Annotated in this window: 7 protein-coding genes; all 7 read right to left on the reverse strand. The window is 44.6% G+C overall.

Translation table 11 applies throughout. The features are described 5' to 3' along the window. Nucleotides 1–42: 42 nt before the first annotated feature. The gene (locus ABH09_RS07385; RefSeq protein WP_162663693.1) at nt 43–1,278 is read right to left on the reverse strand and encodes a fibronectin type III domain-containing protein; all 1,236 of its coding nucleotides are present in this window, start codon (nt 1,276–1,278) and stop codon (nt 43–45) included. Continuing rightward, nucleotides 1,268–4,042, reverse strand: a complete 2,775-nt coding sequence (locus ABH09_RS07390; protein ID WP_253713918.1) for a FecR domain-containing protein — start codon at nt 4,040–4,042, stop codon at nt 1,268–1,270. The genes ABH09_RS07385 and ABH09_RS07390 overlap by 11 nt, the downstream gene beginning before the upstream one ends. Next, entirely contained in the window at nt 4,008–5,918 is a 1,911-nt protein-coding gene (locus tag ABH09_RS07395; RefSeq protein ID WP_253713919.1) for an adenylate/guanylate cyclase domain-containing protein, read from the reverse strand. Before ABH09_RS07395 ends, ABH09_RS07390 begins: the two co-directional genes overlap by 35 nt. A 263-nt stretch (nt 5,919–6,181) precedes the next feature. After that, nucleotides 6,182–7,657 (reverse strand): Asp-tRNA(Asn)/Glu-tRNA(Gln) amidotransferase subunit GatB, encoded by a 1,476-nt coding sequence (gene gatB, locus ABH09_RS07400; protein WP_253713920.1) that lies wholly within the window; start codon nt 7,655–7,657, stop codon nt 6,182–6,184. Continuing rightward, nucleotides 7,654–9,114 carry an Asp-tRNA(Asn)/Glu-tRNA(Gln) amidotransferase subunit GatA gene (gatA, locus tag ABH09_RS07405; protein WP_253715752.1) on the reverse strand — a complete coding sequence of 487 codons (1,461 nt, stop codon included), beginning with the start codon at nt 9,112–9,114 and terminating at the stop codon, nt 7,654–7,656. Before gatA ends, gatB begins: the two co-directional genes overlap by 4 nt. A gap of 2 nt (nt 9,115–9,116) precedes the next feature. Next, nucleotides 9,117–9,422, reverse strand: coding sequence for an Asp-tRNA(Asn)/Glu-tRNA(Gln) amidotransferase subunit GatC (gene gatC, locus ABH09_RS07410; RefSeq protein ID WP_162663697.1), 306 nt, complete (start codon nt 9,420–9,422; stop codon nt 9,117–9,119). Nucleotides 9,423–9,575: 153 nt separating this feature from the next. Further along, entirely contained in the window at nt 9,576–11,969 is a 2,394-nt protein-coding gene (locus ABH09_RS07415) for a methyl-accepting chemotaxis protein (protein ID WP_253713921.1), read from the reverse strand. Nucleotides 11,970–12,168 lie beyond the last annotated feature (199 nt).

Consider the following 12,168-nt stretch of genomic DNA (forward strand, 5'->3'; position numbering starts at 1 on the left):
ATCTCTAAAAGCTCATTGAGTTTTTAAGAGATGCCTAACTTTTTAGAATTCCCACCCGATACCCAGCTGCGGTTGGATGATATATTTCGGAAATCCGTTTCCCCTTCGAATCGGAATAAGATGATCAAGATTAACTTCGATATATAGCTTTTTATACACATATGCATACAAGGCCGTACCAACATTGAATGTTAATCCCCAATACCATGCCTTCTCACTTGTCAGTTTTTCCGTTGTATTAGTTGTATTATAGGTAAACTGGGTATTTACGAGAAACATCGTACCAAATCCGGCATGTGCATCGAATATCAATCGATGTTTAATAATGGGATAGAAATAAGCAGCATTCAGTTGAGCAAATAATATTCCTGCATTGAGCGTATACCCATCGGTTTTATTTCTTAAATAGGCTCCTGAACCGGTAAAATTAAAACCGAAATTTCCGTAAAACCGCTTTATCGGAGCAACGGTCAGCCGGATACCGCCAGCCAAAGGTGCAATACTTGTGTTGAAATAATCTTTTTTTGCTAATATTCGGTTACCGATAAAACCGTTAAAAACATAGTTACCTGAAATAAATATATCAATCGGCTTCTGAAATCGGAACACAATACCGTCTTTTTCTGCCGAAAGGTCACTCGGATCAACTGCTGCAAATGTATAAGTTCCCGGATTTGCTCTCAAAAACTCAAAAGAGACGACTGCATGCGTACCGTTGTCCTTTAACTCAATCACAGTTCCATTTAAAACAGATCCGCTAAGATCATTTTTAAGAACAAAAGCCGTATCTTCATGAAAATTTTTACCGGTTATAGTAAGTGTTTGATCTTCCAACTCATCGAAGTTGATAACTTGCGGAGAGACCGTCGAAACTTCCGGTTGATACGCAATACGAATGGCAAAGTTACGATACTCGCTCGACTCTTCTTTTTGGCCTAAAAGATTGATAACCCGCACACGGAAACGGTAATCCCCCGGAGACAAAGAAACGTCTACATAATTCGTTTTTACAGTACGTTTATCTATCACACGCCATACTTTCGTTTTTTTATCTTGCTGTTCAAGGTCAAATTCAAACCCCAAAATATCATCCAACTTCTCCCAAGAAAGGCGCTGTACAAGCGTAACACCTTTATCGGTTTCTTTAAGGAAATAATTTTTCTTTTCATCCACTGTTTTTTTTGTTTCTTGGGCAGAGGAAGAGAGTTGTTGCGCCGGTAACGGAATAAAACAAAAAAAGAGGATACCGGCAAGTAGTAAGCCGTACTTATTTTCCATATAGAACTCCCGTCTCATCCGTCGATACCGTTCTCCCCTTAGGAATATCTATTCGAAAACGTACACGCGAAACAGTACCGTCTTGGAATACTTTTCCGTTGCTTAATCGCCGCTGTGCTTTCACTTCTGCAGAAAAAATACCGCGGGATAGGCGCGCAATGTCCTTAAAGCTGACCATCGGCTTTGTTGCACCGTCTGCACGAATATCGGCTGTAAACACTACCCGTCCGGAAGAATCGGAGAGTTTAAAATGATAATGTGTAGCATCCGATACTCTATCCCACTTAAAATCGATACTCCGGTTTGATTTAAAAAAAGAAGCATCTAATACCGTATCTGTTTTGGGGAAACCAAATACAACCTGTGGCAGTGGAGGTACCGGTAAAACGGTAAATACAAACCGTTTCCGCGACGAAATATCAAATCCTTCCGGTATCGTGGCTTTTACTTCCCATGTATATCTTCCCGATTCGAGCGGTGGCGCCTGTATTTCTGTAGACGGATCCGATACTTCAAAAACCGGATTAGCAGTACCCGATTTTCTCAATATGAGTTTTGATGTAGCAGGAGAAACAACCGATTTCCACTTAAAGGTAAACGGATTAAGCGCAGCCTCAAGTCCGCCTATTTTTACCCCGTCAGCCGGATATAACAGTTCTACAGGTTTTAGATGCATAAGTGCGAAGCTATGATCAACAGCTAAGCCGTACCGCCGCGTCGACGTTACGGAAGCGGAGGCAAAGCCTTGAATACTAACTCGGTAGTTGCCTTCTAAGACACGTTGCAAAGCAATTTCAACTTTAGTCTCGGTAATAAATAAGTTTTCATATAACGGAGAATCTTCCTGACCGATTTTCGTAATACGCACCTGATAATAATCCGCGCCCTTAACAGGTGACCACGCAAATTTCGTTTTACCCTCAGGAAAAACGATAACGGTATTCCCGACATCAAATAAATTCGGTTTCTCCAACGGAGGCGCAACAGTAAAATACTTAGGTTCGGTTTTTACCGTCCCCGCTTGACCGCCTTCGGAGACTATTCTCCAATACCACTGACCTTGCGGTAAAGAAATTCCTTCAATGCCGTTACCGGATGTCTTTATATCGACAGCAAGTGTCGAGAAATCTTGGGAAGCGGATACTTGAAAGTGTTTTTCCGTTTCGATGTTTGTTTTCCATGTAAACCGGGTATCGGGACACAGAGTATCTGCAAGTACATATCCGTTAGGCGGGAAAATACCACGCAGTGTATAATCGGTATTAACCGTTTCAAATTTAGCCGGTGCGGAAGCGACCATCTCGGTACCTTTTGAATCGATTCCCGATACCGTCCAATAGTATTCACCGTTAGGCAAAACCGTTGCGGCATTATCAAGCTTAAAAGAATTGGATTCAACGATGGTATCGACGACAATCGTCTTCATTTGGGCGTCTTTTGCAACTTTAAGCCGATACGACTTTGTTTCGGAGATGTTTTTCCATGCAAAAGCCATTTCTTTCCCACGCGCAGTTTCCGCCGTTGCCTGAGGAAATAACACCTGTGGGATTTCGGCTGCGGCAGCTTGTTTCTCTATATGAAAAAACGACACTTTCGACGCTTCAGGCGCATTTTCAACTCCGATAAGATACCGAGGGGTAACGCGCCAATACCATGTTCCTTCACCGAACTCGGATAACGTCAGCGATTGAGTATTGATAAAGCGGCTGAATTGGGGGGCTTTCAGTTCAGGATTGTCGGCAACTTCCAACAAATAAGAAGCGACAAGGGAATTTCCCTCCCACAAGAATCGTACGATTGGAGCTGTCTCCGTATAGGTATACTCCGCTTCGACAGCCGGTTCCAACAGTACCGGAGCAGGAGCCGCAATAATATTCACCTTACCGGATTGCACATTCGCGTCAGACGATCCGGAGGCAGAAGAATAAAGCCTCCAATAGAATGATCTGTTCTGTTGCGTAAGCGTAAATTCCGTCAAACCGGTAACCGTGTATTTTTGAACTTCATCGGAGAAACTACCGAGCGGTGAAGTCTCCAGTATTATCTCCTCACCGGTGGGCAATGAGCTTTGCCATTGGAAGGGCACATCGGTGCCGCGGCCGCTCTGGTCAAGCAGTTTAATGTTTTTTCCCGGTCTTACCACCACAAGCGGAAGCTGAACACCCGCCTGCATTACCGCCCCTTGGGTCAACACTTCGGCAGTGCCTGCTCCATCCTGACCGGTAACGGCGGCTTCCCCTTTTTCGACGACAAGCTGCAGACTCCCCTCGCCACTTTTATCCGCACGAAACGAAGACCCTTTTGAAACCTTCGCTGTCGTATTTTCCGAACTAATCAGCATATTTGAAGAGTCCGAAGTTTCAACTGACACAAGCCCATCCGTCAGATCAATGCGGGATTCTTCATTATTGACAAACACCTGAATCATTGTATTTGAACCGAGCTCGACGACATTACGGTCGATAAAATACAATGTTGCTTCCGCTTCGGGGGATGTACGTATCGTATCACCGTTATACACAGGGGAATTCTGTTGTGGACGATCCCAGACAGCGCGGTCGATAAACTTACGCTGAACCGACTTATACTTATACTGCACGGTCGCAACCGGTGTCTTATCGTTACGTGAAAATGTTCTATTTAAATTCCTCACGAATAAAAATGAACAAATAAAGATGATCAATAGACAAAGGGCTACAACGGAAATATCCACACCCGGATTTTTAAAACTAGGATTGGATTTTGTATTTTTTCTCGTCTTCATTGAGATTTACCTTTGCAAAATCGGGAATAGGAATTCCCAACACATTTCTAATCTGATTAAGACTTGTCGGCCCTTTTTCGCCCGCACCCGGAATACCTTTTTCGTTGGGCATATTGATGACCGCAAACATGCGGAGCGGTTTCTCTTTTCCTTTTACGGTGACGGACGGCATCTCTTCTACCAGAACCTGATCATGCACGAGCTTATAGGTGTATTCGGTGATAAGAATGTCGGTACCCATCGGTTTATTCAACGCTTCCGTTCGGGAGGCAAGGTTAACCGCATCGCCGATAACTGTATATTCCATACGCTTCTGAGAACCGATTTGCCCGGCAACGACCGGCCCGGAATTGATACCGCATCCGATGCGGATAATCGGCTTTTTATCCTCTCCCCGTCCGCGGTTAAACTGCATCAAAGCTGCCCGCATACGGAGCGCTGCGCGGATACAATTCAACGCATCTTCGCGCGGAGAGCCGGAACTCGTCGGCGCACCCCAGACAGCCATAATCGCGTCGCCGATAAACTTATCGACAACACCATGTGTGTCATTGACACATTCAACCATCTGAGTCATATATTCATTTAAAAATCCGACAACTTCAAACGGTTCGAGTTTTTCCGAAATCGCGGTAAACGAACGAATATCCGAAAAGAATATCGTTGTTTCTTTGGTTTCACCGCCGAGTGCCAACCGCCCCTGCGCTGCAAGCTCCGCGATCTCCTTATTAATAAACCTTCCGAACGAATCCTTTAAGCGTTCCCGTTCAGCAAGACCTTTTCCCATCTGTACGAAACTTGAAGTTAAAAGCCCCACTTCATCATGTGTTTTCGGCTTTAAGTCAAGTTCGTATTCGCCCGCTTCAATTTGGTGAGCTGCGACGGTCAGCAGCTTGATCGGTGTGCTGATGGATTTGGATAAGAACCACACAAACATTGCCGAAAGAGCGAGTACCGCAATGCTTAAATAGAGGTTGCGCTTTGCCGTATCGTTGACGGGCTCAAGAACCTGCTCCGCTTCTGCAGTGGTAAGAACCGCCGCATCGCCGAGTGAAAGGCGCGTATACGAACCGAAATACTTTTTACCTGCTTCATCCTGAAACAGCATTTGCCGGTTGGTATCGCCGTTTTCGCGCATTTGGGTAAAGAGCGGAAAGGTAGCGACGCTCGCACCGCGGCGGATAAGATCAAAATCAGGATGAATAAGTACATCCCCCCTATCGTTTACGAGATACGTTGTCTGCAATGTCCCTTGCCCGAACCCGTCGGAGAGCTTCTCTGCAGAAAAGAATACCGCAAGCCCTTGTGCAAGACCTTTCTCTTTATACGGATAAAACAAGACCAACATCGGTTGATTAAAAAGCGGCGCGGCATTGAGGATCTTCATAATCCCCTGCTCTACTTGAGCCGCTGCCTCCCGTTCTTGCTTTAAAAACGCTTCTACTAGTGACGGCTCCAGCTCATGGGATAAAAAGAACGTCGTATTCAGCAATGTACGGTCGATACCGTCAGAACGTCGTGAATCGGTAACCAGAACAGCTGCAACCGAAGGGTTGCGTTCAAAATAAAACGCGGCAGCTTGCTTTGCAAAACTGCTTGAACTTTCGGCTGTATTGATAAGATCCAATAACAGAAAAGCATTTGCTCTAATGGAAGAAAGTTCATTTTCAACGGAACTTGCCGCTTGAGCGTTCACCGTTCGGTTGTTTTCCTCGGCAGTAATTCGGACATCTTCGCTGCCGAACCATGTTACCAATAGGGTAATCGTTCCAAGCGCAATAATAAGTAAAATGGAAATCATCATAACCAATTTTACTGCTATCGGAAATTTTACCCTTTCCTGTCCAACAGTATGCGTGTTTTTTTGTTCTGACATTTATTTCTCCGCATTCGGAAATGACCACCATTTTCCTAAAGAAAACTCCATCATCCGAATTTTTACATTTAGCACACAATATCTCTTATTATTTTATTATAACTTCCTATTTATCGCAAGGTAAATAGAAAAAGAAATATGAAACTTAAAAAAAAGAACCATGGTTATTGCCCTTTAAATGCACGTAAGGCCATCGACATGGTACCGTAAGCCCTCTAAAAATACACTTTTTAGAGGGCTTTTTGCTTCTTTTTGTAATGCATTTATAACGCAGCAAGTTTTTTCCGTACCAGTTCCGTAGTTTGATTAGGATTCGCCTTGCCCTGCGATTTTTTCATCACCTGCCCCATCAGCCAGCCGGCGACATTAGTCTTGCCCTTTTTCCAGTCGGCGATAGCTTGGGGATTTGCCGCAAAGACCTCATCCACCAGTTTCTCGATAGTGCCGGTATCGCTTACCTGCGTCATTCCCCTATTTTTGATGATCTGCCGGGGATGTTCACCGCTTTCCAACATCTCTACAAAAACATCCTTTGCCTGCTTGCTGGTAATAGTCTGTGCATCAAGTTCATTGACCAGTTCGGCAATATGGTCGGGATCAAACGGAAGCTGCTCAAGTCCAATATGCTTTTCATTTAATACCGCAAGGACTTCCGCAAGTACCCAGTTGGCAACTTTTTTGGGGTCTTTTGTTTGAGCGGCAGCAGCCTCAAACCACTCCGCTAAATTCCGCTCGGTTGTCAGTGTTTCCACATCGAATTGAGAAAGGCCGTACTCTTTTTTAAACCGTTCCCGTTTTGCAGCCGGAAGCTCTCCAACGGTTTTGCATACCGAATCGATGTATCCACGGCTCAGCATCAACGAAGGAATATCGGGTTCGCGCATAAAACGGTAGTCAAGCGCGGAATTTTTTGTGCGCTGGATAACGGTTTTTCCGCTCGGCTCATCCCAACCCATTGTACGTTTAAAATCAGCCGAATACTCCTGCCGGTCGGTTTTAAACTCTTCGAGCTGCCGCTGAACTTCATACGCACAGGCATCGCGTACCGTTCTAAACGAGTTCATATTCTTAATTTCGGAAATCGGCGTCCGGTATTCTTTGCCGTTTTCAAATACTTTTAGGTTGATGTTCGCATCGCAGCGCATCGCGCCTTCTTCCAAGTTACCGTCGGTAACGCCGATAAACTTTAAAATTTCCCGAATTGTCTGCATATACTGCGCTGCTTCTTCGGGGCTTTTCATATCCGGCTTGGATACGATTTCGATAAGCGGAACCCCGCAGCGGTTATAATCTACATAGCTATGCGCTCCTTCAATGTGAAGGCTTTTACCGGCATCTTCTTCGAGATGAATACGCTCAATTCTGATTGTCCGCATCTCGGGCGGTTCATTAGGAGCCGCCATATTGATTTCAACCTGACCGTTTTCACAAATCGGTTTATCGAATTGGGTAATCTGGTAGCCTTTAACCAAGTCGGGATAAAAGTAATGCTTCCGGTCAAACTTACTGAATTCGTTGATCGTGCAGCCAAGCGCAAAACCTGCTTTAATACCGAGTTTGACGTATTCGTCGCCGACAACGGGCAAGGCGCCGGGAAGTCCTAAACAAACCGGACAGACACGGGAATTCGGCATTCCGCCGTAACGGTTTTCGCAGGAACAGAACGCTTTTGTCTTTGTTAACAGTTGGCAGTGAATTTCACAGCCGATAATTACTTCGTAGGATAATTCCGAACTCATACCCGTTCCGCCTCCAACGTTTTTGCCAATCGTAAGATTTTTCCTTCGGAAAGCTTCGCGCCCACAATTTGCATACCGATCGGGCGGCCGTCTTGTGCTTTGCCCGCGGGTATCGACAGCGCCGGAATATGGGATAAATTAACAAATGTCGTAAACAAATCCGAAAGGTACATCGCAAGCGGATCGTTTACGCGCTCACCGAGCTTAAACGCCGGTGTCGGCGCGGTCGGGCAGAAAATAAAATCATAGTGCTGTAAAACCGCCCCGACCTCTTTTTCCATACGGGCGCGGACACGGAGCGCATTTTCATAGCAATCCCCCGACAGGTGATGCGACAACACATAGTTTCCGGTGATAATGCGCCGTTTTACCTCACGGCCGAACCCTGCTGATCGGGTGGCACAATATAGCTCGTCGTACCCTTTGCCCGGATCCACACGTAAGCCGTAGCGGATTCCGTCAAAACGGGCAAGATTGCTCGCCGCCTCAGAAAGCGCAATAACATAGTACATCGCAATGGCAGATTCCAACACCGGTATGGAAACGGGATCGACTTGAATACCCTTTGAGACAAACCAACTGCGGAACTTTTCAAACAGCACCGCAACATCCGTATCCAAACCTTTCGCTTGCGTAAATTCAACCGGTAATGCAATGCGGAGTTTTTTTAACTCGTTGTCGGCGTAGGGTTGCAAGTGTGCGCAGGAAGAAAAATCATATTTGACACTCGTTTCATCATGCGGATCGGCGCCTCCTGCGACCGAAAGGCCTAATCCGATATCATCTACACAGCGGGCAAAAAGCCCTACTTGATCGAGCGAAGAGCCGAACGCGACGACGCCGTAGCGGCTGATAGCGCCGTAAGTCGGTTTTAATCCGTATATTCCGCAATACGAAGCGGGAAGTCGTACGGAACCACCCGTTTCCGTACCGAGCGCAAACGGAACCTGAAAACCGGCAACCACCGCTGCGGAACCGCCCGAACTGCCGCCGGGTGTCAGCGCGCGATCTACAGGATTATGCGACGGCCCATATACCGAATATTCGGTGGAAGACCCCATCGCAAACTCATCCATATTTGCTCTACCAATCGGGATTGCGCCAGCCTCCGTTAAACGGGTAATAACCGTTGCGTTATACGGGGCTCTGTAACCGTCCAATATCTTACTGCAGCAGGTACAAAGTTTCCCGCGTATTGAAATATTATCTTTTACTGCAAAGGGTAACCCTAAAAGCGGCTTATCAGCCCCCTTGCCTTCTTTCCGTAGTGCATCGGCTTTTTCCGCTTGCGCTTCTGCATCGTCAAAAAACTCAATAAATCCATGCAACGGCGTCGTTTGCTTTTCATCCGCCTGATATGCTGCCTTTAATGCACGAACGATGTCAACGGAAGAGGCCACCCCTTCTTCCAAGTACGTTTTTAATTCGGCTAAGCTCGCTGTACAAAGATCTTTCATGATCACACCCCACTCCCGAGAACTTTAGGTACACGAAAATAGCCGTCCATATATTCACTCGACATCTTCTTTAAATCCGACTGCGTTATGCCAGCTGAAATGGTATCGCTGCGGAGTAACTCTTCCGAAATCATTGCAGTGTCGTCTGCCTCGGTAGATACATCATACTTTTTGAGAATATCGAAATATTCGATAATTTGACTAACCTGTCCGGCAATAGACTCTGTGTCACTGTCATTCGAAGAAAGGCGCGAGAGATAGAGTAAATTATCGAATACTTCAGGAGTAATTTTACTGTTTTGATCCATCGTTTTTCCTTAACTATAAATATTTAAGGGGAACCCAAAAAACTTCAGTTTTCAGAGGTTCCCGCTTTTTTTAGTCAACATACCCCGATGCAGAGCGCTGCCGAAGAACGGCGGGTATTAAAACCTCCGCATGAATAAACATCGGAAATATGATTAGATTTCCGGGACTTCATTTTCATCCGGACATGTTTCTCGATTTTGAGAGGATAACCGATTTAAACGGCTGATAATTTCACGTGTTTGTTCTTGCGATTCTGCCGTTTTCGAAAAAATGCGTATTAGGCTGGTGATATTATCAACCATTGCATCAATTTCAGCATTAACCTTTTCGGTAGCTTGCGTTAAATGGTCAAAACTGGTAACCGTATTTTCCCGTGTTTCGATAATCTGGCTATTTTCGTTCTTTAAGGCCGTCATTTCTTCCAACACTTCTTTCAACGTTTGTTCCATTCGAGTCGTATGAGCATCCGTATGTCCGATAAAGGTTGCGATTTCTGCAAGCATATGCTCGAAATCGGTTACTTTATTGCTGATATCGGCAAAACTCTGGGCTAAAATATCCGCAGCAGAAGCAGTTTCGTCGATAGAAGTGGTAATTTGTTTAATAATCTTTCCGGTCGAATCCGATTCGGAAGACGCCCTCTCAGCCAAATTTCGAATTTCTTCAGCAACAACAGCAAACCCTTTTCCGGCATCACCTGCATGGGCAGCTTCGATAGCGGCATTCATTGCAAGCATATCCGTCTGCTCTGCAACCTGTGTTATCAGCTGGTTGGTTTCAAGCAAAACGGCAGAACGGGCAGTAATGTCGGATATCGTCTTTGTCATCTTTGAAAAGTTTGTTTTTCCGACTTCATTTGCTTGGAAGATATTCATAAAGTTATCTTGAATAACCTTGAATTTTTCCGTCAGTAATTTTGTGTTTTGGATTAAGTCCGTAAGCTTATCCATTGCATCCTTCGACTTTTCACTTTGCTGTGTAATTTGCGTATCCAAGCCTTCAAGGAAAGTATTTAAATAATTAGTATTGGTTTCCGTATCAATCAAACTCGTTTTCTGCGAAGATACTTCTTCGAGTACCAACTTAATATAGCTTGAAATTTTATCTACATAGGACTGAGCGCTGTGCATATTCGAGGTCAACACGGTATCTTCGTTTGCCAAATCTTCGATAACTTTTTTAATTTCAGCGATAAATGTATTCAATTGATCGGAAGAGGCAATAACCTTATCGCGCATCAACTCGCTCTCTCTTTTCTCAAAATAAAATATTCTTGCAAATGAGACTGCTTGGATCAGCAGGAAAAAGAGAAGGCCAAAGGGGAGCGTCGCCGGCGTATGGATAAGCTCCATTCCCTCAAGGATATCGATCACGGAGGTTACCATCAGCGCAGCAAAACCTGTTGCAATAAACGACGCCTCTTTCTCTTTTTTATACACCAACCGCACGATGAGATATAGGAGGTATAAAACTTCTAAAAGACAAACGACCTGATGTATATAGAGAAACGATGTAAAAAAAGCCCCTCTCGTAACAAGCGTTAAAATTCCATACAGCAAACCTTCAGAGACCCAGACAATGACAATCGCTTTATGAATATATTTCTTGTAAAGTTCATAAAAGTACATGATGACAGGAATTGAAACGGTTGCAAAACTGAAATAGTCCATACGGAGCACTGTCATCCAGGAAAAGCCGAATAAATCGGATCCGATTATCGTTCCCGTCGAGAGTATTCGTATCATAACGATAAATACAAGCAGCGTAAAATACAAAATACTGAGCTCTTTTGTTCTGAAGATAAACAATATCAAATGGTAAAGACCGAGTGCTAATGCAAAACTGAAAATCATTGCTTCGATAAGTTTATTTCGATATATAGACGATTCGATAACGGACGTTTTATTAATGATAACAGGATTGTATATACCCTGTTTCTTGTGATCAATACTTTTTATTTGAATCAAAAGATCGACCTGCGTTTCGCCTGCCGGTAATACAAAACAAGACGATTGCGCATCCGTAAGCTTTCTTCCGGAAGGATTATACGCGTCAAGCTTTACGCCGTTTGCAAAAACGGTGAGCGAAGGGAACCTGTTTTTCAGGTACACCGAAAGGGAAGGAGCTCCTTTAGGCAACAGTAGCCTTAGGGTATATGTCGCATAGCCGTTTGAAGGATAAGATTTTCCTTGCCCCGATTTTCTATCTGCCCAAGAAGATGGTACCGCCATATATTCGGAGGGATCTTTCCAATCTTCCAAGAATTCGTTCCAAAAAAAACCGTAATTGCCGGAGAGAAGAACCTTACCGCGGGTATCAAAGTTCCAGTTTCGTAAATCGATAACACCGCCTTGTACTGTCGGCGCGGTTTCCGCATAGACAGCGGTACCCAAGCCAAAAAAAATAAAGGTCGTCAATACGACCGATAAAAGATACTTTTTATTATAGAAAGTTTTTTTAAACAGTGAAGGGCGGTATACCATAGCAGAAGCGGGACAAATCACTTCGGTATATTTTGCACCGGGACGAGAAATTAATTCTTTCATGCTGTAACTCTCCATAGGTATGCCGTTATCACAAAGGGACGATACTTCCCCCCATGATATGAACCGGCTATTTTGAATGTATTTAGTATAGACTAAAAATATGAATTATGCTAGCACCCTACTTTTGAAAATATGCATACCGTCTACGGCGTTGCAGGGTGAATAACAGTCCTCGACGTGCAAAAAGCACGCCTGCGGG

It is taken from the genome of Treponema sp. OMZ 803 (assembly GCF_024181165.1).
Classification (GTDB): domain Bacteria; phylum Spirochaetota; class Spirochaetia; order Treponematales; family Treponemataceae; genus Treponema.